Here is a 24,152-nt window from a genome sequence, read left to right as displayed (position 1 = left end):
ATGAAAAAGGGAGCATTAATGAAAGTTGCCGCATTTATTTTAGTGCTATTATTGTTACTTTGGTTTAGCGGTTCTTATATTAACGTTTCACCACAGCAAATTCGTGACTGGATTTTAAGTTTTGGGTGGATTGCACCAGTCATATTTATCGTGATGTATTCTGTCAGACCGATCATTTTATTTCCTGCATCTGTCTTAAGTTTAGCAGGAGGATTAGCCTTTGGAACATTTTGGGGATTCGTATTTATTTTTATCGGGGCACTTGGAGCAGCTTCGGTCGCTTATTTTATAGCAGCGACTTTTCAAAACTCATTTATTAAATTTGAACAATCAGAAAGAACGCAAATGATTCGAAAAAAGATGGAGGAGAACGGGTTTTTCATTGTTCTATTATTACGTTTTCTCCCGTTTTTAAATTTTGATCTGATCAGTTATTTAGGAGGCCTAGCCTCCGTAAAATACAGATCTTTCTTATTAGCTACAGGACTTGGAATAATTCCTGGTACCCTTGCCTATAGCTTCTTAGGTTCGAGCCTAGTCTCAGGTAATAAAACGATTATTTTCATTGCAGTGGCTCTATTTCTAATCGTTTTATTGGTGCCAATTATCGCTAAAGGAAGAGTGAAGGAACTATTAGGTTTATCCTCAAAAAAATAATGAACATAAAGGTGGTGGGAAATCATGCTAGATACACATGCTCGAAAATATGTACAGCCTATGATACAAAAATCAGCAAGAGTAAGCTTACAGTTGGGGATGACGGCGAATCAAATGACAGTAGTGGCTTTTATTATCGGGGCGAGTAGTGGTGTGTTCTATTATTTGGAACAGCCTATCGTGGCGGTTATCGTTCTTTGGTTATCAGGATATTTAGATGCGGTAGATGGTACGATGGCTCGCCTCACAAAGCCAACACCTTTTGGGACAGTAATGGATATAACCTTTGATCGAATTGTAGAAATTAGTGTGATATTAGGAATTGCTGCATTGCACCCAGAGGCGATGTGGGCGTTGTTATTACTAAGCGTATCCATCATTATTTCCATGACTATATTTTTAACCGTTGGAGCCATTTCAGAAAAGCAAGGAATGAAATCATTTTATTACCAAGCCGGTTTAGCAGAGAGGACAGAAGGGTTTGTCCTATTTTCATTAATGATGCTCTTCCCTGATTGGATTATATGGACGACACTCCTCTTTTTCACCGTAGAGTTGTTCACAGGTTTTCAACGTTTTATGGAGGCTAAGAGGTTATTGACAGAAAAGGACGGTGTGACAGATGAAGAAATATGATTTAGTGGTAATTGGTGGGGGAGCAGGTGGCTTAACAGTCGCATCAGGTGCTGCTTCATTAGGCGCGAAAGTGGCATTAATTGAAAAAGGTGCTGCACTTGGTGGAGATTGTCTTCATTACGGTTGTGTACCTTCAAAAGCATTAATTGCTGCCGCTAATGATGTACATTACTTACAGAAAACAAATGACTTTGGTTTTACGGTTTCTGGAAAAGTTGACATGAAAAAAGTAAAAGAACGGGTAAAACAAGCGATTCAACACATCCAAGTGCATGATTCAACGGAACGCTTTGAAGATATGGGGGTGGATGTGTACTTTGGTGCAGCAAAATTTGTCGATTCACACATTATTACCATTGCTGATAGGGAGAGAGTGTATGGGAAGCGAATTGTTGTTGCAACAGGTTCGCGCCCAATCGTTCCTTCTATTCCTGGATTAGATGAAGTAGGGTATGAGACAAATGAGACCATTTTTGATCGCGAAGAGCTTCCAGAGACAATGATATTTATTGGGGGCGGTCCTATTTCGTTAGAAATTGCCCAAGCTTATTCACGATTAGGGACACAAGCAATTGTTTTAGAAAGAAGTGAAGCGATTCTAGGGAAAGAGGATGAATCAATTCAACGATTAGCCATTGATTTTCTTTCAGACGAAATAGATATTCGCCATCACGTTTCGGTGAAGGAAGTGAAGCAAGATGGTACCCGTAAAGTAGTTATTTATGAGAAGAACGGGAAAATTGAAGAGGTCATTGGAGATGAGCTATTCCTTGGTGCGGGAAGAAAACCTAACACGGATCAATTAGAAGTAGAAGTAGCGGGTGTAGAGGTAAACGAGCGAGGCTATATCGTAGTTAATGAAAGACTACAAACCTCTGTATCTCATATTTATGCGATTGGTGATGTAAATGGACAGTTTCCATTTACTCATGCAGCAGGTATGGAGGGGAAGCTCATTGTTCAAAACGCTGTTCTCGGTTTAGGCCGAAAAGTTTCCTATGACCGTTTACCGTGGACAACGTATACATCACCTGAAATCTTTCATATTGGAAAAACCGAAAGAGAGGCAAAGGCAAGCGAAGGTGAAATTATGGTTTTTCAAAATGGATTAGAAGAAGTGGATCGGTTTGTTGCTGACCATAATGTGACGGGTACCGTTAAAATTATTACAAATAAAAAAGGAAAAATCCTTGGTGCTCATGCGATAGGAAAGGGAGCTGGTGATTGGATGCAAACCGTCATCTTTGCAATGGAAAAAGGGGCAAAGATAGGAGATTTATCGACAATGGTCTATCCTTATCCAAATCAAGCAGCTGCCATTCAACGAACTGCGGATCAATACTGGCGTGAAAAGCTATTTAAAGGGAGCTTGCCAAAAATAACAGAAAAATATATTAAATGGTTCCGTTAGAGCTCGTCTAGTACTTCTTTAGCTTTCTCGGCATGCACATACAAGTGTATGCCTTTTTTTATAAGGCCTTCTTTTTTCAGTAGGCTCATCAAGCTGCTGGTCGTTTCTCTCGTAGAGCCAACCATATGGGCGATGTCTTGATGGGTTAGCTTTAGTTTGATTGATTGCCATTCTTTTTTACGAACGCCTGTTTTTTCGCTTAATTTTAATAATAGAAAAAGAATACGATATTTCACATCTGCTAAGGCAATTTTTTCACTTAGGCTATAGATTTCATTAAGCCTTGTCGAGAGAATGTTAATAAATTTCAAAGCGATGGCTGGGTTTCTTGTTAGGAATGCTTCAAAATCTTCAGGATGAAGTACACATAAGTATGTATCAGTCATTGCTTCTGCATAAATATCGTTATCCGTCAAAGTGAGCGTGGATGTTTCGCCAAACACATTGCCATCTGTTAGGACGTCTACGGTAAACTGTTTCCCAGCGGAGTTCATTCTGTATAATCGAACTTGTCCTTTTTTTAATAAAAAGAATGATTTTAAAGGGGAAGAAGGTGATAATATGAGCGATCCCTTTTTTAATGGTTTCATATCTGTCATTTCTTCGATTTTCATTAGCTCTTCTTTTGGTAGCTCGTCTAATAAACTAATTTGAGACAATAAAAATAACTTTTCTTCCAACAATAACACCTCTTTTTTGTAAGCTGTCTTACGGAATAAATTTATTAAAATCGATAGAGTAATGACTAGAGAGGAGGAACTAAAATGGCTGTCCTACTAACTATCCAAGGTTGTTCCCGTTGTGAACAAACAAAACACCATTTAAAGAGCATTGGAATACCTTTTACAGAAATAAATGTGATAGAAAAGCCAAAAGAAGCGATGAAGTATGCCACCCCTTCTCATCTAATTGTACCGGTCTTATTGAATAATGGAAAATCCTATTCATGGCAAGAAGTGATGCAATTAGTCTAAAACCACCCAATCATAATCTTGTAATATAGCTTCTTTTCTCCTATTCATTACTCCTTATCAATAAAGGGACCGTTCCTTCCGCAGACTGAGCGGGGGGATTTTCTAAAATGTATAAAGAATTTTTTTCCGCTCAGCCTCGATATTTATCCATAAACCGTCTATCAATAAAATTTTTCACAAACCATGCCCACTTCCCATGAAAAGACCACCTACCATAAAGGAAAAAACCTTCTTTAAACCCGGTGGACAAAATAGCTAAATCCGCCTTTTTTGGCGTGTAGGACTCTAATGGTTCGTCAAAAGCAAAGCTCATAATATTTCTAAATAAGATAGGACCTTGACGGACAGCATTAACACCGTTTTTCGGCATATCTTTCTGATCAGAGATGGTGATGCAATCTCCAGCACCAAATATATTAGGGAAAGCTTCCGTCTGTAAGCAGGAATTAACGAGTAAAAAACCAACTTCATCTGTGGGAAGCATAGCTGATTTGATTAGGTCTGGTGGGTGAGGACCTCCTAAATACATAATCGTATCAAAATCAATTTGACTCCCACCCGCTGTATATACGACGCTGTTATCCACTCGTATTGCTCGGTCCTTTACTAGCTTAAGGCCCTGCTTTGAAGCGAGCTGTGTTATCTTCTGAGATGTTTTCTCCCCAGCGCCTTTTAGTAAAGGAGCTGAATGAAGAAGGGTGACATCAGTACGAGAGGAGTATTTTTTTTGCCAGGCTAAAAGTGAAAGAGCCATTTCAATCCCAGCAGCCCCTCCACCAATTATTACTGGGTTTGTAGCTTGCCGGAGTGTATGAATTTGATCAGGAAATTTTTCATTAGGTTTAATGGCTAAATTCTCATTAGTTAACCCTTCAATATTTGGCGATTTATTAGTCGATCCGATATCCAATGATAAAATATCATAAGATATCACTTCACCGTTTGAACAAAGAATTTTTTGTTGGATGGGGTCGACGGAGAGGACCGTGGCTTCTACAAATGTCGCATTGGAGTTAATAGCAAGCTTTTCTAAATCAATATAAGTATCCTCTTCTGCATATAGCCCTTCCGTAAATCCTGAAAACATACCAGAATAGTACTGCTTTTTGGAGTTCGACAGTAATATCCAATTCATTTGAGGGTGCTTATGCTCTTTTAGCATTTTGACACAGTAGACGTGTGAATGGCCACCGCCAACGAGTACAATTGTTTTCATTCGTATGTAGAACCTTTCGTAATATAATTCTGTTCATTAGCTCTTTTTTTACTTGTCATGACGCCATTCTTCGCGAAGAACACCCATTCGAATCGAATCATAGTATTCTCCGTTATGGTAACGGCACTTCCTCATTCGACCTTCAAGCTTCATTCCAATTTTTTCAGCAACTTTCATCATTCGGTCGTTACCAGACCATGTGGTGATACCAACACGGGCAATTTCATACGTTTGGAATAAATAGTCTACCCAAATTTTGAGTGCTTCCGTTCCATAGCCACCATTCCGATAGTTTGGGTCAAAAATTGTAATTCCAGCTTCAAGCCAACGTGATGGAATATGCTCCCAATAAAAAGAAACGGTGCCAATAAGTTGATTATGTACGTAAATTCCTAATTGGTCTGGAGTCGGTGATGATAAACTCTCTTCGCTGCTCCGGAAGAATTCGTCAAATTCTATTTGTTTATGTTCGAAATAGGGGGCATCCCACTTTTTCCATTCTGGTTTTTCAACACCGTATTTAAATTGGTAAAGCAGTGGTAAATCTTCCTGGGTTAATGTTTGTAAGCATACCTTTTTACCTAGTAGTTGCATTCGTTCCTCCTAGTTTTTCCATTTCTATTTAAACAGCTTTTATTTGAGTTTGACTAAAATTGGCGGACGTACATAAAGATGCGCTGTCCTAGGGGGATTGCTTTGAAAGCGGAGGGATTGTTAAATAGTTAAGACAATTTGATTATTATTATTTTCTCTCATTAAAAATGCTTCCCATCTAATTTTGGTCCATTTTGGCGGATTGTATAGAGAGTGTGTAAGGTTCTCGTTTTATCTTTCTCGTGTTTCCAAAAACGATTTGGTTATAAGATCTAACGCTTAATGTTTAACGGTAGTCCCCTCGCTTATTCTCGTTCTAAAACTCTTTGAAAATATACTATTTTATCTTATAGTAATATGTTTTATTTGTCATGATTTTTACCATGCAAAAACATAATCAAAAAGAGAGAGGAATAGAACAACTAATGGACAAGAAAAAAGACAAACACTATAAACAACTAGCGATTGTTAGTCTTATCATTTGTATTATGCTTTAGGTACCAAATATTCTTTGTTATCTCTTTCGTTTTTTGGGGATGGTGGCGTTTGTGGCTTCAATTGTCGATTTTAGTGAGAAGTGTTATTTTGATTGTTTTACATAGTAATATGTTTTTTCGCTTTTATATTTTATTGAGTCTAGGTTTAAGCAAGAAAAGAAATATATTAATGTGGATAGATTTTTTTGTTTTGTTGAAGGGCGGTACAACTTTTTTGAGCGTATGACCAATTGGAAGTGTAGCAAGGAGGGGCTTGTGAAAAACGCTTTTTAAGGGTATCTTAACAATTATGTAGCGAATGAAATGTAGGTACATAAACTAAAAAAAGAGGGCGTATGTCACATAGATCAATACGCAAGATATAGAACATGATAATATAGATATATCTTATATAAGTAACTGGAGGGCAATTATGAAAACAAGGCTTTGTTTATTATATGGTGGAAAATCAGCGGAGCATACGGTTTCATTAAATACTGCCAAAGCAGTGATTAAAGCAATGGACCGAGATAAATTTGAAATTCACCCAATCTACATTACTACCGAGGGCCGCTGGGTGAAAGGCCCACTTATAGAGGGACCTGTTGAAGAAATAAAAGCATTGCAATTTTCAGGAGATGAAGTGTCTCCAAGTGAACTTACCCCTGCGATGACCTCTAGTGATGGAAAGAGCGGATATGACGTTGTTCTCCCGCTTTTACACGGACCGAATGGAGAGGATGGAACCGTTCAAGGGATGCTTGAACTGCTGAATATCCCTTATGTCGGCAATGGAGTGTTAGCTTCTTCTGCTGGAATGGATAAGGTAATTATGAAAAACATCTTCGCACAAGCTGGCTTACCTCAAGTAAACTATGTTTGGTTCCTTCGTAAGACGTGGCAGAATGATAAGGAATCGGCCTATGGACTGGTAGAAGACAAAATCGGGTACCCATGTTTTGTGAAGCCAGCAAACTTAGGGTCTAGTGTAGGAATCAGCAAAGCGAACAGTCGTGAAGAACTAATAGCGGCATTTGAAGAAGCGTTTCGTTATGATCGTAAAATTATTATTGAAGAGGGCGTTATAGCTCGAGAAATTGAATTAGGAGTGATTGGAAACGATACTCCGGAATGTTCTGTAGCAGGAGAAATTGTCCCAAAGAAGGATTTTTATGATTATAAAGCGAAATATGAGGACGGCAATACAGCGTTAATTATCCCAGTTGAATTACCAACAGCAGTTTACGAGGAGTTGGTCGAAAAAGCAAAGGTTGCATTCAAATCGCTTGATTGTTCTGGTTTAGTTCGCGCTGACTTCTTTGTCACAAAGAATCATGAGGTTTTAATTAATGAAGTAAATACGATGCCTGGCTTTACACCGGTTAGTATGTTTCCATTATTATGGAAGCACACAGGGGTGGAGTACCCAGATCTAATCGAACGTTTAGTATCGTTAGCGCAAGAACGTTATGAGGAAAAACAACAAATTAACCATACATTTTAAGTAAACAGGATTAGGAAGGATTCCTTTCCTAGTTAAGAAAGGACAGGAAGGTAGTTTAAGTGAGTTTAGTATGTCGTTCTATTTGAATGAATGGACCGGGATTCAAACTGTTTATACTCCCTGCTTTTAGACTATACAAGCCGTAATGAATACGTGATGTACCTGGATGGTACTATTCCTACCTTTCAGAAAAGGAGATATAGAAAGCATGATTAAACGTACGCTAAAACAAATAGAGAATATGATTACAGTTCAAAATGATTTATCTACGTTCAGCTCTTTAGAAATTGAGGGTGTATGTATTGATTCTCGGCGGATTGAAAAAGGGAATTTGTTTATTCCTTTTAAAGGCGAGCGTATGGACGGTCATGAATTTGTTCATCAAGCTATTGAGGATGGAGCCAGCGCGGCATTATGGGAAAAATCAGCAGGAGAGCCTCCAGCCAATTTACCTATAATTGTTGTAGATAATAGTTTACAAGCATTACAGGACCTTGCACGTTCGTACCGTCAACAATTGAATGCGAAAGTAGTGGGGATTACGGGAAGTAACGGTAAAACGACAACAAAGGATATTGCGGCTAGCCTGCTTTCTTTGCAATACAAGGTTCAAAAAACGGAAGGCAATTATAATAGTCACATTGGACTTCCATTAACCATTTTAGGAATGGAGGAAAACACGGAGGTTATGGTCCTTGAAATGGGTATGAGTGGAAAAGGCGAGATTGCGGAGCTTACTCATATCGCATCACCAGAAGTCGTTGTCATTACGAATATTGGAGAATCTCACTTACAAGATTTAGGGTCAAGAGAAGGGATTGCACAGGCAAAACTTGAAATTATTGAAGGGTTAACAGAATCAGGGTTACTTGTATATTTTGGAGAAGAGCCTTTATTAGTGGAGAGAATACGTTCATTATCCATTAGAGCTGAGACGTTTGGAAAAGAAAAAGGGAATACTATCTTCCCAACAAGCTTAGAAGCTAATCAAAAAGGGACGTTTTTTTCAACCAATATTACGAAAAACCAGTCTTTTTTCTTACCAATATTAGGAGAACACAATGTGCTTAATACGATGGCTGCAATGTTAGTAGCGAAAGAATTGGATGTTCATTTAGAACAGGCTCAGCAAGCCTTGGACAATGTTCGTTTAACAGGGATGAGGTTAGAAACGGTAAAAGGTGCGAAAGGTGAGACGATTATTAATGACGCTTATAATGCGAGTCCAACTTCCACGCGTGCCGCGATTGATCTTCTTGCTTCCTTGAAAGGGTATCATCAAAAAGTTCTTGTATTAGGAGATATGCTGGAGCTAGGGACTGAAGAAGAAGCCTTTCATACAGAAATAGGAAACTATATTCCGCTTGAAGAAATCGATTATGTCATGACATATGGACCTTTAGCTGAAAAACTTGCTGAAGCTGCTAATATGAGGGGACACGGAAAGGTATTTTCGTTCCAAAATAAAGAGGAGCTTGTTCAACGAATGAAGGAAACAATACAGTTCGGTGATGTCGTTCTTTTCAAAGCTTCCCGTGGCATGAAATTAGAAGAAGTGGTAGAAAAGCTAATGTAAAGGATAGGTCTTCGCTTTAGTAAATTATTTGGATCAAATGACCAATAATATTAATAAGGTTTCCCAATTTCCTAGTTATCGTTGGAAATTGGGAATTTGTCTGTTATTTTATCCGAAAAGTGAAAGAATAGAGTGTAAACATTTTGCGGGTGATAACATGAAATGCTGTTTATTAATTCATGGATTTACAGGAAGTCCATATGAAATAGAGCCATTAGCAACGTACTTAAAGAAGCAGTCAGATTGGAAGATTGAGGACATTACTTTACCTGGTCATGGTGAAATATTAAAGCTAAACGGTGTAAAAGCAGAAGAGTGGATTAGCCATGCAGAACAAGCACTCGTTACCCTTTTAAAGGAGAATGAAGAGGTTTATGTGATTGGATTTTCAATGGGAGGAATGATTGCGAGTTACTTAGCCGTTCATTACCCGGTTAAAAAGCTAGTTCTATTAAGTGCAGCCGCATTTTATGTTAGTCCTAAGCACTTCCTTTCGGATATAAAAGAAATGATTAAGGATGGATGGTCAGGAAATCTTCAAGGGAATGAATTATTTAAGCGATTAAGGAAAAAGATAAAGTATACACCTTTATCGGCTACCGTTGAATTTCGTAAAGTTGTGTTGAAGGTGCGTCCCCTGTTGAATCAAGTGAGCGTTCCTACGTTTATTGCGCAAGGAAATTTAGATGGAGTTGTTCCTCCTAAAAGTGCCAATTATTTATATCGGGAAATCGGTTCGAATCGAAAAGAGCTCTTCTTTTTACAAGAGGCAAAGCATGTCATTTGTCACAGCAAAGGTGTTGAGGAATTATTCCAGCGGGTATGGTCTTTCTTGAAAGAATAATTGGGAATTATTCCTCAAGATTGAAATCCACTTTCATTAGTGGTAACATTATCTTAACATCGTTCGCATTTTTTTAGAGCAGACTCTTCTTCGGAAGAGTATATTTTTTTGTGGATAAATAAATCCCTTATGCGTATAAGGAAAACGCGGTTTTTAAATAATAATTAGGTATTGGCTCGACAACGCCGGGTTCTCCCTATTTTTAAAAATGTAGACTATGTCGAGATAACATATAGATTTGAATGTTTATTAAAAGGAGAATGAGAAATTGACAAAGTTTTCAGATTTACAATTAAGCCCATTAACGCTTAAATCAGTAGAGAAAATGGGTTTTGAAGAAGCAACCCCAATTCAGGCAGGAACGATTCCATTAAGTTTGGAAGGTAAGGATATCATTGGTCAAGCGCAGACAGGTACGGGAAAAACAGCTGCATTTGGAATTCCATTGATAGAAAAGATTAACGAAAAAGATGCGAGTGTACAAGGTCTTATTATTGCACCGACACGTGAATTAGCGATCCAAGTTTCGGAGGAGCTTTATAAAATTGGTCAAGATAAACGTGTACGTGTCTTAGCGGTATACGGCGGTCAAGACATCCAACGTCAAATTCGTTCAATGAAAAAGAGACCACATATTATTGTGGGTACGCCAGGTCGATTACTCGATCACATTAACCGTCGAACTCTTCGCTTAAATTCTGTTCAAACGCTTATTTTAGATGAAGCAGATGAAATGCTAAACATGGGATTCATTGAAGATATTGAATCAATCTTGAAAAATGTCCCAGAAGAACGTCAAACGCTATTATTCTCAGCGACAATGCCTGGTCCAATTCGCAAAATAGCGGAAAACTTTATGAGCAACCCTGAAACGGTTAAAGTTAAGTCAAAAGAAATGACAGTTCCTCATATTGAGCAGTATTTCGTTAAAGCTCAAGAGAGAGAAAAGTTTGAAGTTCTTTCCCGCTTAATTGACGTCCAATCGCCAGAGCTTGCTATTGTATTTGGTCGTACGAAGCGTCGTGTAGATGAAGTGGCTAAGGCATTATCAATGCGTGGATATTCTGCTGAAGGAATTCACGGAGACCTTAGTCAAGCGAAGCGTATGTCTGTTCTACGCCAATTTAAAGAAGGTCGTGTAGATGTATTAGTTGCAACGGATGTGGCTGCACGTGGGTTGGATATTTCAGGTGTTACACATGTTTACAACTATGATATTCCTCAAGATCCGGAAAGCTATGTTCACCGTATTGGTCGTACTGGACGTGCGGGTAAAGAAGGAATGGCCATGACGTTCGTAACGCCACGAGAGATGGGTTATTTACGTATCGTTGAACAAACAACGAAAAAGCGAATGACTCCGATGCGTCCACCAACATTAGACGAAGCGTTAGAAGGTCAACAACGCTTAGCGCTGGATCGTATTGCTGAAACAATTAAGAACAATAATTTGCAAGAATATGCATCCTTAACAAATGAACTATTGTCTGAATATACTCCAGAGCAAATTGGAGCAGTATTATTAAAGATGTTAACAAAAGAGCCTGATACAACACCGGTTAAAATTACCGAAGAACGTCCTCTGCCATCAAGACGTGACCATAACGATAAACGTGGTGGAAATAGAAAAGGTAAAGGCGGTCGAGATGGCTCTCGTCGTGGACGTCATTCAAATAATCATAGAGATCGTGATAATTCAAATCGTCGTCGAAGAAGAGAGAGAGACTAAGCTTAGAAAAAGCTGTTGACTATGTCAACAGCTTTTTTGTTCGTTTGTCGTGCTTATATGTATATTCAACCTTATTGAGTTGGGTGATTTTCTTCTTTACATAAAACCATTCTCAATGAAGCATGCCTTCGGTGGATATACTAAGGAAAAAGGGGGAAATTTCATGACTATTGTTAGACTAGGTTACGTAGCAATGAGTGTTCATTTAAAAAATGCATCACCTTCCCAAACGATGACATATAAACAATTTTCTTCAATTAAAGATCGAGGAGCTGCAATTCAAAAGCTTGAACGTATTGCAATATCGAATTTAGAAAACTGTTTGCGCTTGTTAAAATATAATGTTGAAAATGAAATTGAATTTTTTCGATTTAGTTCAAAATTAATTCCACTAGCTCTTCACCCTAATCTAGAAGGGTGGAGGTATATGAGTGCGCTAAAAAAACCGTTTGCGGAAATTGCGGAGTTTCTAGCGCTTCATCCCATGAGAGTCGACTTTCACCCAGACCATTTTGTTGTTCTAAATGCTATAAGGGAAGAGGTTTTAAAAAATAGTTTACTTCAATTAAAGCTCCACGAACAACTATTAAAGGCAATGAGAATTGATCCAACCCATCGGTGTGTACTTCATGTTGGAGGTGCGTATGGTGACAAAGAAAAAGCGCTTGAACAGTTTATCCACAATTGGGGAGTTATCCCCCAGTCGTTACAGAAAATGATTATTCTTGAAAATGATGATACCACCTTTTCTATGACGGATGTACTTTATTTATGTGAAAAGCTTGGTATTCCTCATGTGTTTGATTATCATCATTATTTAGCTCATCACGATGACCTCTGGGAGGATCATTGGGATCGAGTGGTTGCTTCTTGGTCCCAATCTCCTGTCCCACTAAAAATGCACATTTCTTCTCCTCGATCACCGAGTAAGTTTCGAGCTCATGCTGACTATATTGAAGCGGATACTCTATTAACTTTTTTGCAAAAAGTTAATGGGAGTGTAGAGAGAATAGATTGTATGATTGAAGCAAAGAAAAAGGATGATGCATTATTTAAATTAGTAAAGGATTTAAAAGAAAACGCTGCATTAAAGTGGTTGAATGCTTCCACCTTTATAATAAATCATTAAAGAATGAAATAAGTATTAGAAGGGTTTTCCATTATAATTAAAGAGAGATTATAATAGTAAAGAAACTTCTTATTCATTGAAACGTAATAATAATTAGAGAAAGCGATGATGCAAACATTTTTAGGTAAATGCTTCTACTCGGAAGGTGAATAGGGGAAAAGAGAGTTTGGGGTGAATGTGCTTAAAAATCACGTTTTTCTTTTAGTGAAGAAGAAAGTAGGGGAGAGATGATGGAGATTCAAGAGCCTAATAAAAGAATTTCTATGAAAGCGCTCACTGTTTGGCGGTTTTATGGTTTATTCCATTCCTTAGCAGTAGCTGCTGGAGCGGTGGTGTTTTCAGCTGTTACCTTGTTCTTAGATTGGTCAATGTGGTTAGTTCTAATAGCTGTCATAGCGGTATTGGGATATGCCGTAGTTTTTATATATCTAATCCCTAAAATCCGTTTGGAACGTTGGCGTTATGAAGTGAGAGAGCAAGAGATAGAACTAAAGCAGGGAGTTTTTATAATCAAAAGAACGCTAATTCCGATGATTCGTGTGCAACATGTAGATACTGTTCAAGGGCCAATCTTAAAAAAATATGACCTTGCGACAATTACAATATCCACAGCAGCTACACTACATGAAATCCCAGCTTTAGAAATGCTTGAAGCAGATCAGTTGCGTCATTCCATTTCAATGTTAGCGAGAGTAGCCGAAGATGATATCTGAGCCAAAGCGTCTACATCCAATGGCGGCTGTATCTAATTTCACACAACAATTAAAGGGATTTATTCTTCCGTTAGTATTTGCTCTCTTTATTAATGGGGGAAATGAAAATTCCTTTTGGGATTTCATTCCGCTTATTTTTATCGGGGCGATATTATTTGCTTTGCTCATTGCAGGTGTATTGAAATGGTTCCGTTTTACGTATCGAATAGAAGAAGGAGAACTTCGAATAGAATCGGGTTTATTTGTAAAAAAGAAGCGATATATACCGTTTGAAAGAATACAAAGCTTGAATTTTTCGGAAGGAATTTTACAAAGGCCGCTTGGGTTAGTAAAAGTAAAAGTCGAAACGGCCGGGGGATCCGATTTGGAGGCTGAAGCTGTGTTAAGCGCCATTTCTACAAAAGATGCAGAGGAGCTTCAGCTAATTATTAGGGATGCGAAAAGAGGAAAAAACATAGATGTAGACGATGCCTCTATCCAATCTTTCGTTTATAAGATGACTTTTCGAGATCTTTTTCTCATGGCTCTTACATCAAGTGGCGGTCTGTTTGTTTTGGGGATTTTTTCGGGGATTTTTACTCAGTTTACTGAATTTATTCCATATGAAGCCATATATGAACAAGTAGAAGGCATTGTTCGAAGTGGTGTTGTGTTTATTTTATTTGTAGTGATTTTTGTTCTACTCGTTACTTGGTCCTTATCAGTAATCGGAACGTTTCTTGTTTATGGACATTTCACTGTTGTAAAGTCAGGGGATGAGATTTTAATCTCAAGAGGCATACTGGAAAAGAAAACATTGACAATCCCTTTAAACCGAATTCAAGGTATACAGGTAATCGAGAATCCGATTCGTCAATGGCTAGGTTTTGCCGCATTACATTTGCATAGTGCAGGTGGGTCTGCTTTAGACCAAGAAAGTATTAACATTAAACTATTTCCTTTTATAAGAAAAAACAAAATAGCAGGCCTTTTAAAAGAGCTGATTCCTTCATATAAATTGGATGCTTCCCTGCATCGTGCCCCGAAAAGGTCGATACGCCGGTATATGGTGAGGGAGTCTTTTATAGTAGTAATCCCAGTGCTTGTACTCTCAATTGTTTTCTTTCCACTTGGGTTTTTCTCGTTTGTTCTTTTCCTTTTAAGTGCTATTTGGGGGTACTTAAAATATCGTTCAGCGGGATGGCATATCGATAACAATCAATTCACCTTACAATACCGGAAAATGTCTAAGCACACAATGATTGTTTTAAAGAACCGAATTCAAAGTTTTGATCAAACGCAATCATGGTTTCAACGAAGGAATCACCTTGTTTCTTTTGCTTTGACGATCAAGTCAGGGGCCGGTCCAAAGGTTGGGAAAGCTTTTTATATGAATGAACAAGACGGAGAAATGATAAAAAAATGGGTTAAACCTGAAAGGGAGTATAATTAAATAAAACCTTGCTGGTTTTCAGCAAGGTTTTATTGAAGTTAGGAATCATTAGACTGTATAGATTGTTTATCGTCGTATAAATAAAAGATATCCGAAGCCAAAACCACCTAGAAGGCCAAAGAAATGAGCGATTAAGTTAATATTAGGTTGAAAAACAGATAAGACTAATCCAATCAAAACAATTGGTAAAATTACTTGTTTCATTTCTTGTGTTACGGCGTTTTTTTGTATGAAAATAAAGGCCAAGTACGCTCCGAAGAGGCCGAATATACTGCCGCTAGCTCCTACGTGAATATAGGTGGGTGGTTCAAAAATATAGGTAGCTACATTTCCGACAATGCCAGCCATTATATATAAAAAGCTGAATTTCCATTTCCCAAAAAACTCCTCTAACGGTGGAGCAAAAATAATAAGGGAAATAGAATTAAATGCTAAGTGAGCGAACCCTAAATGAACAAAAATAGGGGTTATGAGTCGCCACCATTCACCTTGGGTAATATAAATATTAACTCCTGCTAACTGCTCGAATACCCAGTAATTAGGGAGGAACGGAATGAGTGTTAATACATATAACGCGATGTGAATAGCTACAAGTATAGATATGATAGGATAGCTACGTATATATTGTGAAAAGCTTTCTGTTCGAACAAACATATATTTCACCTCATCGATTAAATTCCATTAGTTATTGTATGTACCATATCATAAATATAGAAGGAGGAACAGAGATGATAGTAGGAATAGGGCTCGATATGATTGAATTAGAGCGAATAGAAAATTTAGTAACGAGGAAACAGAAATTTGTTGATAGGGTATTAACAAAAAATGAGAGAAAAGAGTTTTCAAGTTATGAAGGGAGGAGGAGCATTGAATTTATAGCGGGACGATTCGCTGCAAAGGAAGCTTATGCAAAAGCAAAAGGGACTGGGATTGGTAGTCAGTTATCATTTCAGGACATTGAAATAAGAAAAGATACAAATGGAAAGCCTTCTATTATGGAGGTCCCTCAATCAGCCGATTTTTTTGCTCATGTTTCTATTACACATACTGAGAAAATGGCTGCTGCTCAGGTCATTATTGAACGTCTGAAATGAGAAAAGGTACAGAAAAAATATAAGAACTTTTATACATCTCTCATAAACCCTAAGGTTGTCTCATATATTCATAGTGCAATAGGAGAGACAAGACGGAAGTATTAACAGATAACGGGAACTGAAGCATCCTTCTTTAAAGAAGGGAACGTTTGCACATTTAGTATCGGAAATCTCTTGATCCTTCTGTCTGCTCCTCTTCCTTAAACGTAAATGACAAAAAAGGGGTTGGGAATATGAGAAAAGGTTGGTTCGTGCTGATGGTTGCATTTTCCGTTTTGATCCTTGCAGCCTGCGGTGCGAAGTCACAAGAGGATGTGACCGAGGAATTAAGCGCGAAGCTTGACGACATGGAAGGTTATAAAGCATCTGCCCAAATGACGTTGCAAGTAGGAAAGGAGCCTCAAACATATGAGGTAGAGGTTTGGTATAGTAAGCCGAAACAGTATCGAGTTCAATTGAAAAATGTTGAGAAGGACCAAAGTCAAATTATACTACGTAATAAAGAAGGGGTATTTGTCCTCACTCCAGCCTTAAATAAAAGCTTTAAGTTCCAAAGTAATTGGCCAGAAAACAGCTCACAAGCCTATTTGTTCGAATCATTAGTAAAGGACATTCTACAGGATAAAGAAGCAAAATTCACAGCATCTGAAGATCATTATGTGTTTGAAACAGAGACTAGGTACAAAAATAATCAAATGCTACCGGTGCAGGAAATATCCTTCAATAAAAAGGATTTAACACCTGCTTCCGTAAAGGTAATGGACTCGGATAGAAATGCTCTTGTTACAGTTGAATTCTCAAAAGTAGATTTAAAGGCGAAGTTCGATGCAAATTCGTTTGACATGGATAAAAATATGTCTGGGGCCAATTTAGAAGTCCCAGTGATGGCTGATTTAGCTGAAGAAGAAATGACCGTGCTATACCCAATGGAAATGCCTGGGGCAAACTTAGTTGATGAGAAAGAGGTTGCGACTGAGAACGGAAAACGTGTCGTCATGACCTTTGATGGTGAGAAATCCTATACGTTAATTCAAGAAAAAACAACAGAAATCCCAGAAATAGCTGTTCCAACATCTGTTAGTGGAGAATTAGTGGACTTAGGATTTACCGTAGGTGCCATAAATGAAACCTCTATTTTTTGGTCGTATGATGGTGTAGATTATATGCTTGCTTCTAACGATTTAACAGAGGATGAAATGGTGTCATTAGCCAAATCAGTACAGGGTTCTGTGGTGAAGTAACGGGAAAAAACAAGCCCATCTAGGGCTTGTTTTTTTCTGAAGAAAGATAAATGTAGCATCTAAAATACGCCTTAGATGGAAAAAGTTAATCTAATTGTTTGTAACGAGATTTGACTCAATAGTATGAAATACTGCTAATCATCTGTTAAAATAAAGGAGATAGAAAGAGTGAATAGCACGAAAAGGTGAACAAGATAGAAACACGATTTAAATTGAAATTGAAGGTATGGTCATTTGTTCAAACCGTAAATGCTTTAAAGATTAAGGAAGTGACCGTTTGGAGCTGCAGAAACCGTTTTTTAGAGATACATGGGTAGAAATTAATTTAGATAATGTAGCGTATAATATAATACAATTAAAAAAACACTTGCCAGATGATGTAAGTGTATTTGTTGCTGTAAAGGCGAATGCATATGGGCATGGAGATATCCAAGTAGCTAGAACGGCGATTGAGTCTGGTGCTGAGGGGTTGGCCGTCGCTTTTTTAGACGAGGCTATTCGTTTAAGAAAGCATGGAATTACATCTCCAATTCTTGTATTAGGTGCGACACGACCAAAGGATGCCAATATTGCTATAGAGCATAACATTACCTTGACTGTCTTTAGTATGGATTGGTTGCTGACGGCGGAGGATTATGTTGGAGAAGATCAAGAGCTTAAATTGCATATTAAATGTGATACTGGAATGGGAAGGGTCGGTGTTCGGTCACAATCAGAGCTAGAAGACATTGAACGAAAGATTTCTCAAAGTAAATCTTTTATGCTCGAAGGGGTCTTTACCCATTTCGCTACTTCAGATGAAGTAGACGATGACTATGTACAAGAACAGCTTAAACGTTTTAATTGGTTGCTTCAAGTTCTTAAATCTAAACCTAAGTACATCCATACTGCCAATAGTGGCGCTTCATTACGTTTTCCAGAGTCTTATTTTAATACAGTAAGGTTTGGAATCGCAATGTACGGCTTATCTCCTTCAAAGGAAATGGTTCCTCTCTTACCGTATCCATTAAAGGAAGTGCTTTCGCTTCATACGAGAGTGGTTCATGTGAAAAAACTTGATGCTGGGGAAAAAATCAGCTATGGGGCGACGTATGAAACAGAAAAAGACGAGTGGATTATAACGTTACCAATTGGGTATGCGGACGGCTGGTTGAGGGGGCTACAAGGGCAAGAGGTTCTTATCAATGGTTTTCGAGCTCCTATTGTAGGGAGAGTCTGTATGGATCAATGTATGGTTAAGGTTCCGTATGAAGTGGAGGTTGGAACGAAAGTTACCTTAATAGGGAAACAAGGAGACGAGTGTATATCCGTAGACGAAATTGCTGAGCGGTTAGACACAATCAATTATGAAATTGCTTGTTTACTATCTCCTAGAGTACCACGTATTTATTTTAAAGAAAACGAACCGATTGAGGTTGTTAATCAGCTTCTAGCATCAAGTGATTTTATCAATAATGATATTGAATAGGGAATTGATGCATAATTTTTCCCTTCTTCTGATAATAATAGTGATGGTACAGGAATTTGACTTTCTTTCTTTATTCAGAAGTGGTATGATTAAGAAGAAAAAATTGAATCGGTACGTATTGATGGTGGAGGTGTAGTTTGTGTCTGAATCCAGCGCAACAACAGAAATCTTAATTCGCTTACCGCAACAGCTACTAACAGAATTAGACGGCTTTGCTAAACAAGAAAATTTAAATCGTAACGAGTTTATCTATCGTGCGACAAAGATGTATTTGCGTGAACGTAAGAAACGACAACTTCGTGAATCAATGAGACGGGGTTATATGGAGATGGCGAAAATCAATCTTGCCATTGCTTCTGAAGCGATGCAAGCTGAATTCGAGGCAGAACATACTGTAGAACGCTTAGTAAGCGGAGGCTAATCCTTTGATAGTTAAGCGTGGTGACGTGTATTTTGCAGATCTATCTCCTGTCGTTGGTTCTGAGCAAGGTGGTGTACGACCTGTACTAGTCCTGCAAAATGACATTGGGAATCGGTTTAGCCCCACTGTAATCGTTGCTGCTATTACCGCACAAATTCAGAAAGCAAAACTGCCTACCCATGTTGAGATTGATGCAAAGCGTTACGGCTTTGAAAGAGATTCCGTAATCTTACTTGAACAAGTAAGAACGATTGATAAACAGCGTTTAACGGATAAAATCACGCATTTAGATGATGAAATGATGGATAAAGTAGACGATGCCTTGCAGATTAGTTTAGGCCTTATACAGTTTTAATATTTTGAAAGCTCTTCTTTTTAAAAGAAGGGCTTTTTTGTTGTTGAATGGCTTTAAAAAGGGTGAAAATAGTGGTGAACGATTACGAAAAGGTAGGTGGGTCCTGTTGTATCTTTCAGGTATTTCGTTATGTTCGACAAGAACATCTAAACTAAGTGTTGTTATTGTTTATAAAGTACCTGATAAAATAGAGACTTTGAAAAAGATTAATTTATAAGGTGCTATTTTCAATTAGCCTAGTTAATTGGCTGAGTTTTCTTGGAGGCAATGAAGGATGTGCTTCGATTTTGAGTGGAGGGGTTCTGATTTTCCAGAATTAGTTGAGAAAGAGACATGTGGTAAAATAAAACAAGGTTCTTGGAGGTGGAGGGAAGATAACTATGTTAACAGAAGTTGAAGGAAATAATAATCACTTAATTAAGCAAATGCAACAAGAGTTAGGGTTAAAATGGGAACAAGTTCGAAATGTTATTTCTCTATTAGATGAAGGAAATACGGTACCATTTATCGCAAGGTATCGAAAAGAGATGACAGGTGCATTAGATGAAGTGCAAATTCGATCGATTATGGAAAGGTATGCTTATTTACAAAATTTAGCACAACGAAAAAAAGAAGTACTCCGTTTAATTGAGGAACAAGGGAAGTTGACGGAAGACCTTTCGAAGAAAATTCATTTAGCTGGAAAATTACAGCAAGTAGAAGATCTGTACCGTCCGTATAAACAAAAAAGAAGGACGAAAGCAACAATTGCGAAAGAAAAAGGGCTAGAACCTTTCGCCAACTGGTTACTTAACGATCCGAAGACAGATGTCGAAAAGGAAGCGGATGCGTATCTATCTGAAGAGAAGGAAGTATACGGAGTAGAAGAAGCAATCCAGGGGGCAAAAGATATCATTGCTGAAAAAATATCTGATTCTGCGAATTACCGAGAATGGGTACGTAAGGAAACGTTTCGAAAAGGAGCAATAGCTTCAAAGGAAAAGAATAAGGAAAAAGACGAAAAAAATATCTTTGAAATGTATTATGACTATGAAGAGCCTATCTCTCGAATTGTTCCACATCGTGTGTTGGCAATGAATCGAGGTGAAAAGGAAGAGGTGCTGAGGGTTTCTATTATTCCACCAATAGAAAATATTCACTCCTTCTTGAAGAGGCAAGTAATTAAGAACGTTCATTCATCTTCAGTAGATATACTTGAAGAGTCAATTGAAGACGCATATAAAAGACTATTACAACCTTCAATTGAACGAGAGATTCGCAATGAATTAACGGAAAAGGCAGAAGAGCAAGCCATTCACATCTTTGCAGAAAACCTAAGGAACCTACTATTACAACCTCCATTAAAAGGAAAAATGGTCTTGGGTGTAGATCCTGCTTACCGTACAGGGTGTAAACTTGCGGTAGTAGATGAAACGGGAAAGGTATTAAATATTGATGTCGTCTATCCCCATCCACCAAAGGCAAGGCTAGAAGAAGCTGAGAAAAAGGTGATGGAGTGTATTAAAAAATTCAATATTGAGATAGTCGCAATAGGAAATGGAACTGCTTCTCGAGAGACAGAGCAGTTTATTGTATCCATTTTAAAAAAGGTCAAGTCGGATGTATCCTATTTAATCGTAAATGAAGCTGGAGCGAGTGTGTATTCTGCGTCTGAATTAGCAAGAGAAGAATTTCCTAATCTTCAGGTTGAAGAAAGAAGTGCAGTCTCTATTGCTCGCAGGTTGCAAGACCCATTAGCGGAATTGGTGAAAATTGATCCAAAATCAGTAGGTGTCGGGCAATATCAACATGATGTATCGCAAAAGAAAATAAACGAGTCACTTAGTTTTGTAGTGGAAACGGCAGTAAACCGTGTTGGGGTCAATGTAAATACAGCTTCTTCCTCGTTGCTTCAGTATGTAGCAGGGCTTTCAAAAACGGTAGCAAATAATATCGTTAAACGAAGAGAAGAAGAGGGGCGTTTCTACAACCGAAAGGAATTAAGGAAGATTCCTAGGTTGGGGGAGAAGACATATGAGCAATGTGTAGGATTTTTACGAATATTAGACGGGGAGGAGCCTCTTGATAATACCTCAATACACCCGGAGAATTATCGAAAAGTGCATGATTTATTAGATGAGCTACAGCTCTCAACATCACTATTGGGAAGTGAAGAGCTAAAGGATGCTGTGAAGGCTCAAAGGGTAGAGGAAATAGGAGAGCGTCTAGGAATAGGAGAACATACTTTGAAGGATATTTTAGATGCGCTTATTCTACCAGGCCGAGACCCGCGAGATGATCTTCCGAAGCCGTTATTAAAAAAGGATGTATTAAAAATGGAGGATCTAATGAAGGGGATGGAGCTCCAAGGGACAGTTAGAAACGTTGTTGACTTTGGTGCTTTTGTAGATATAGGAGTGAAACAAGACGGACTTGTACATATCTCGAAATTAAAAGAGGGATTTGTTAAGCATCCATTAGAGGTTGTATCAGTAGGTGATGTAGTGACGGTTTGGGTTGAAAGTGTCGATGTTGGCAAAGGGAGAGTTTCTTTGACGATGTTAAATTCCAACTAGGGAATAAAATAAAAAACACTGCTTACGAGTAGTGTTTTTTGTGTAAAAAAACCAGCATTGATTTAACAGCTTAATTTGGTAACGGTCCTTTTCTAAAAAAGCTCTTTTCATTTGATTTTGAAGCCACTTTGGCATAGGGAGCCCTCCTTTATTATTCAAATGAATAAGTATAATTTAATGTATGTTATAATAGTTTGTCATGTTCGGGAGGAAAGGATAGATTTTTATGAAGGAAGAGGAGCTTCAAGCTTTAGTTGAATCAATCTCAATAGACAGTTTTCAAAAGCCTTTTTTACACAAGGCGTATTTCAATGATAGATTGAGGACAACTGGTGGTAGATATTTGTTGCAGGAACATCATATTGAACTAAATAGAAAGTATTATGATGAATTAGGAATTCAGGAATTAATTAGTATTATTAAGCATGAACTTTGTCATTACCACCTCCATTTAGAAAACAAAGGATACCAACACCGGGATCAAGATTTTAAACAGTTACTTCATAAAGTTGGAGCACCTAGACATTGTGCTCACCTCCCTTCTTCGAGGCAAAAACAAAAAAGGGAATATTTATATCAATGTAATCAATGTGATCAAAGGTATGTTAGAAAGAAGCGCATGAATATTAATAAATATGTTTGCGGGCGTTGTCGGGGAAAAATCCATATGATCCTAAATAATGAATAACTTTTATTTATTCTTCATGTATTGACACATTTATAAGAATTATATATAATTTGTTTTGTCGATATTAAACAATACATTATTCCGCAGTAGCTCAGTGGTAGAGCTATCGGCTGTTAACCGATCGGTCGCAGGTTCGAATCCTGCCTGCGGAGCCATATAATTGGAGAAGTACTCAAGTGGCTGAAGAGGCGCCCCTGCTAAGGGTGTAGGTCGGGTAACCGGCGCGAGGGTTCAAATCCCTCCTTCTCCGCCAGTAATTTGGCCCGTTGGTCAAGCGGTTAAGACACCGCCCTTTCACGGCGGTAACACGGGTTCGAATCCCGTACGGGTCATCATTGGGAAATGAGGATTCTCATTTCCTTTTCTTATTTCATCCTTTGGTCCGGTAGTTCAGTTGGTTAGAATGCCTGCCTGTCACGCAGGAGGTCGCGGGTTCGAGTCCCGTCCGGACCGCCATTAATTTTTTATAAAAAGTTGTTGACGACCACGGTTCATTCGTGGTAAGATATTTCTTGTCGCTGTTAACAGCAGAAGACACATTTTATTGAAATGTTGGGCTATAGCCAAGCGGTAAGGCAACGGACTTTGACTCCGTCATGCGTTGGTTCGAATCCAGCTAGCCCAGCCATTTACGAGCCATTAGCTCAGTTGGTAGAGCATCTGACTTTTAATCAGAGGGTCGAAGGTTCGAGTCCTTCATGGCTCACCATTATAAACGTAATGAGCGGGTGTGGCGGAATTGGCAGACGCACCAGACTTAGGATCTGGCGCCGTAAGGCGTGGGGGTTCGACTCCCTTCACCCGCATCACTTTTTAAAAAAGTGTTGACAATGGTAGTTTCGGTCGATATAATTAGTACTTGTGACTTATGACGCGGTCGTGGCGGAATGGCAGACGCGCTAGGTTGAGGGCCTAGTGGGGGTTAACCCCGTGGAGGTTCAAGTCCTCTCGGCCGCACCAAATATTTTACTTTATATGCGCCCGTAGCTCAATTGGATAGAGCGTTTGACTACGGATCAAAAGGTTAGGGGTTCGACTCCTCTCGGGCGCGCCATTATTTTGTTTCGCTCTACGATTAACTAGCTTAGTATAATTGCAACGGGAAGTAGCTCAGCTTGGTAGAGCACTTGGTTTGGGACCAAGGGGTCGCAGGTTCAAATCCTGTCTTCCCGACCATTTAAAATAATATGCGGGTGTAGTTTAGTGGTAAAACCTCAGCCTTCCAAGCTGATGATGTGAGTTCGATTCTCATCACCCGCTCCAATTATAATATTGAACTTTGAAAACTGAAAAGACGAAACGTCAACGTTAATTCTAAACGTAAGAACTTAGTTCTTACACAAAACATGAGCAAGTCAAACTACTTTTATGGAGAGTTTGATCCTGGCTCAGGACGAACGCTGGCGGCGTGCCTAATACATGCAAGTCGAGCGGACTGA

Annotated in this window: 23 protein-coding genes, 11 tRNA genes and 1 rRNA gene; 30 read left to right on the top strand and 5 right to left on the bottom strand. The window is 38.5% G+C overall.

Annotation, left to right across the window (positions count from 1 at the left end):
- From WAK64_RS20415 to WAK64_RS20405, 3 genes are read left to right on the top strand one after another with little or no spacing between them, the layout of a single operon-like run.
- On the top strand, nt 1-657 hold the full coding sequence (locus WAK64_RS20415) for a TVP38/TMEM64 family protein (protein WP_336588838.1): 657 nt from the start codon (nt 1-3) through the stop codon (nt 655-657).
- Between the two features lie 24 nt (nt 658-681).
- Nucleotides 682-1,293, top strand: coding sequence for a CDP-alcohol phosphatidyltransferase family protein (locus tag WAK64_RS20410; RefSeq protein WP_336588837.1), 612 nt, complete (start codon nt 682-684; stop codon nt 1,291-1,293).
- Complete coding sequence (locus WAK64_RS20405; RefSeq protein ID WP_336588836.1) at nt 1,280-2,704, top strand: dihydrolipoyl dehydrogenase family protein; 1,425 nt, start codon at nt 1,280-1,282, stop codon at nt 2,702-2,704. Before WAK64_RS20410 ends, WAK64_RS20405 begins: the two co-directional genes overlap by 14 nt.
- Here WAK64_RS20405 and WAK64_RS20400 read toward each other — a convergent pair.
- Nucleotides 2,701-3,384 (bottom strand): Crp/Fnr family transcriptional regulator, encoded by a 684-nt coding sequence (locus WAK64_RS20400; RefSeq protein WP_336588835.1) that lies wholly within the window; start codon nt 3,382-3,384, stop codon nt 2,701-2,703. The two genes, WAK64_RS20405 and WAK64_RS20400, sit on opposite strands and share 4 nt — an antisense overlap.
- An 84-nt stretch (nt 3,385-3,468) precedes the next feature.
- Between WAK64_RS20400 and WAK64_RS20395 the strand changes: the two genes are divergently transcribed.
- On the top strand, nt 3,469-3,678 hold the full coding sequence (locus WAK64_RS20395) for a glutaredoxin domain-containing protein (protein ID WP_336588834.1): 210 nt from the start codon (nt 3,469-3,471) through the stop codon (nt 3,676-3,678).
- Nucleotides 3,679-3,808: 130 nt separating this feature from the next.
- Here WAK64_RS20395 and WAK64_RS20390 read toward each other — a convergent pair whose 3' ends face one another.
- Both WAK64_RS20390 and WAK64_RS20385 read right to left on the bottom strand, forming a co-directional pair.
- Nucleotides 3,809-4,894 carry an NAD(P)/FAD-dependent oxidoreductase gene (locus tag WAK64_RS20390; RefSeq protein ID WP_336588833.1) on the bottom strand — a complete coding sequence of 362 codons (1,086 nt, stop codon included), beginning with the start codon at nt 4,892-4,894 and terminating at the stop codon, nt 3,809-3,811.
- Between the two features lie 48 nt (nt 4,895-4,942).
- Nucleotides 4,943-5,488: a GNAT family N-acetyltransferase gene (locus tag WAK64_RS20385; RefSeq protein ID WP_336588832.1), complete on the bottom strand. Its 546-nt coding sequence runs from the start codon at nt 5,486-5,488 to the stop codon at nt 4,943-4,945.
- Nucleotides 5,489-6,397: 909 nt separating this feature from the next.
- On the opposite strand from WAK64_RS20385, the gene WAK64_RS20380 reads away from it, so the two are divergent.
- From WAK64_RS20380 to WAK64_RS20350, 7 genes are all read left to right on the top strand, one after another.
- Nucleotides 6,398-7,468, top strand: a complete 1,071-nt coding sequence (locus tag WAK64_RS20380; RefSeq protein WP_336588831.1) for a D-alanine--D-alanine ligase — start codon at nt 6,398-6,400, stop codon at nt 7,466-7,468.
- Nucleotides 7,469-7,676: 208 nt separating this feature from the next.
- The gene (locus WAK64_RS20375) at nt 7,677-9,044 is read left to right on the top strand and encodes a UDP-N-acetylmuramoyl-tripeptide--D-alanyl-D-alanine ligase (protein WP_336588830.1); all 1,368 of its coding nucleotides are present in this window, start codon (nt 7,677-7,679) and stop codon (nt 9,042-9,044) included.
- A gap of 157 nt (nt 9,045-9,201) precedes the next feature.
- Nucleotides 9,202-9,888 carry an alpha/beta hydrolase gene (locus WAK64_RS20370; RefSeq protein ID WP_336588829.1) on the top strand — a complete coding sequence of 229 codons (687 nt, stop codon included), beginning with the start codon at nt 9,202-9,204 and terminating at the stop codon, nt 9,886-9,888.
- Between the two features lie 268 nt (nt 9,889-10,156).
- The gene (cshA, locus tag WAK64_RS20365; RefSeq protein WP_336588828.1) at nt 10,157-11,617 is read left to right on the top strand and encodes a degradosome RNA helicase CshA; all 1,461 of its coding nucleotides are present in this window, start codon (nt 10,157-10,159) and stop codon (nt 11,615-11,617) included.
- A gap of 163 nt (nt 11,618-11,780) precedes the next feature.
- Nucleotides 11,781-12,746: a UV DNA damage repair endonuclease UvsE gene (uvsE, locus tag WAK64_RS20360; RefSeq protein WP_336588827.1), complete on the top strand. Its 966-nt coding sequence runs from the start codon at nt 11,781-11,783 to the stop codon at nt 12,744-12,746.
- 230 nt (nt 12,747-12,976) lie between these two features.
- Complete coding sequence (locus WAK64_RS20355) at nt 12,977-13,459, top strand: PH domain-containing protein (protein ID WP_419465976.1); 483 nt, start codon at nt 12,977-12,979, stop codon at nt 13,457-13,459.
- Entirely contained in the window at nt 13,449-14,891 is a 1,443-nt protein-coding gene (locus tag WAK64_RS20350; protein ID WP_336588825.1) for a PH domain-containing protein, read from the top strand. The genes WAK64_RS20355 and WAK64_RS20350 overlap by 11 nt, the downstream gene beginning before the upstream one ends.
- Before the next feature lie 66 nt (nt 14,892-14,957).
- Here WAK64_RS20350 and WAK64_RS20345 read toward each other — a convergent pair whose 3' ends face one another.
- Nucleotides 14,958-15,545 (bottom strand): rhomboid family intramembrane serine protease, encoded by a 588-nt coding sequence (locus WAK64_RS20345; protein ID WP_336588824.1) that lies wholly within the window; start codon nt 15,543-15,545, stop codon nt 14,958-14,960.
- Between the two features lie 74 nt (nt 15,546-15,619).
- Between WAK64_RS20345 and acpS the strand changes: the two genes are divergently transcribed.
- The 6 genes from acpS (at nt 15,620) to WAK64_RS20315 (ending at nt 22,025) form a co-directional block, all read left to right on the top strand.
- Nucleotides 15,620-15,985 (top strand): holo-ACP synthase, encoded by a 366-nt coding sequence (gene acpS, locus WAK64_RS20340; protein ID WP_336588823.1) that lies wholly within the window; start codon nt 15,620-15,622, stop codon nt 15,983-15,985.
- Between the two features lie 233 nt (nt 15,986-16,218).
- Nucleotides 16,219-17,226, top strand: coding sequence for a LolA family protein (locus tag WAK64_RS20335; RefSeq protein WP_336588822.1), 1,008 nt, complete (start codon nt 16,219-16,221; stop codon nt 17,224-17,226).
- 277 nt (nt 17,227-17,503) lie between these two features.
- The gene (gene alr / locus WAK64_RS20330; protein ID WP_336588821.1) at nt 17,504-18,694 is read left to right on the top strand and encodes an alanine racemase; all 1,191 of its coding nucleotides are present in this window, start codon (nt 17,504-17,506) and stop codon (nt 18,692-18,694) included.
- Between the two features lie 139 nt (nt 18,695-18,833).
- Nucleotides 18,834-19,115 carry a CopG family ribbon-helix-helix protein gene (locus tag WAK64_RS20325; RefSeq protein ID WP_336588820.1) on the top strand — a complete coding sequence of 94 codons (282 nt, stop codon included), beginning with the start codon at nt 18,834-18,836 and terminating at the stop codon, nt 19,113-19,115.
- Nucleotides 19,116-19,119: 4 nt separating this feature from the next.
- Nucleotides 19,120-19,470: a type II toxin-antitoxin system endoribonuclease NdoA gene (gene ndoA, locus WAK64_RS20320; RefSeq protein WP_336588819.1), complete on the top strand. Its 351-nt coding sequence runs from the start codon at nt 19,120-19,122 to the stop codon at nt 19,468-19,470.
- Between the two features lie 380 nt (nt 19,471-19,850).
- Nucleotides 19,851-22,025 carry a Tex family protein gene (locus WAK64_RS20315; protein WP_336588818.1) on the top strand — a complete coding sequence of 725 codons (2,175 nt, stop codon included), beginning with the start codon at nt 19,851-19,853 and terminating at the stop codon, nt 22,023-22,025.
- On the opposite strand, the gene cmpA is transcribed toward WAK64_RS20315, so the two are convergent.
- Nucleotides 22,011-22,160: a cortex morphogenetic protein CmpA gene (cmpA, locus tag WAK64_RS20310; RefSeq protein WP_336588817.1), complete on the bottom strand. Its 150-nt coding sequence runs from the start codon at nt 22,158-22,160 to the stop codon at nt 22,011-22,013. The genes WAK64_RS20315 and cmpA overlap by 15 nt on opposite strands.
- Before the next feature lie 91 nt (nt 22,161-22,251).
- Here cmpA and WAK64_RS20305 point away from each other — a divergent pair, with 91 nt between their 5' ends.
- From WAK64_RS20305 to WAK64_RS20245, 13 genes are all read left to right on the top strand, one after another.
- Nucleotides 22,252-22,713, top strand: coding sequence for a SprT family protein (locus WAK64_RS20305; protein ID WP_336588816.1), 462 nt, complete (start codon nt 22,252-22,254; stop codon nt 22,711-22,713).
- An 80-nt stretch (nt 22,714-22,793) separates the two neighbouring features.
- Nucleotides 22,794-22,868: transfer RNA gene (locus tag WAK64_RS20300), tRNA-Asn, on the top strand.
- Between the two features lie 7 nt (nt 22,869-22,875).
- Nucleotides 22,876-22,966 (top strand) — tRNA-Ser (locus WAK64_RS20295).
- A 7-nt stretch (nt 22,967-22,973) separates the two neighbouring features.
- Nucleotides 22,974-23,045: transfer RNA gene (locus WAK64_RS20290), tRNA-Glu, on the top strand.
- Nucleotides 23,046-23,092: 47 nt separating this feature from the next.
- Nucleotides 23,093-23,169 (top strand) — tRNA-Asp (locus WAK64_RS20285).
- Between the two features lie 97 nt (nt 23,170-23,266).
- Nucleotides 23,267-23,341, top strand: a tRNA-Gln gene (locus WAK64_RS20280).
- 5 nt (nt 23,342-23,346) lie between these two features.
- Nucleotides 23,347-23,422, top strand: a tRNA-Lys gene (locus tag WAK64_RS20275).
- A 15-nt stretch (nt 23,423-23,437) separates the two neighbouring features.
- A tRNA-Leu gene (locus tag WAK64_RS20270) sits at nt 23,438-23,519 on the top strand.
- 67 nt (nt 23,520-23,586) lie between these two features.
- A tRNA-Leu gene (locus WAK64_RS20265) sits at nt 23,587-23,673 on the top strand.
- Nucleotides 23,674-23,690: 17 nt separating this feature from the next.
- Nucleotides 23,691-23,767 (top strand) — tRNA-Arg (locus WAK64_RS20260).
- A gap of 45 nt (nt 23,768-23,812) precedes the next feature.
- Nucleotides 23,813-23,889 (top strand) — tRNA-Pro (locus WAK64_RS20255).
- 13 nt (nt 23,890-23,902) lie between these two features.
- Nucleotides 23,903-23,976, top strand: a tRNA-Gly gene (locus WAK64_RS20250).
- A 102-nt stretch (nt 23,977-24,078) separates the two neighbouring features.
- Nucleotides 24,079-24,152: ribosomal RNA gene (locus WAK64_RS20245) — 16S ribosomal RNA — on the top strand; the annotation flags it as partial.

It is taken from the genome of Bacillus spongiae, assembly GCF_037120725.1.
Classification (GTDB): domain Bacteria; phylum Bacillota; class Bacilli; order Bacillales; family Bacillaceae_K; genus Bacillus_CI; species Bacillus_CI spongiae.
Note: the sequence above shows the minus strand (reverse complement) of the source record. Positions and strands in the feature narration are given on the sequence as shown.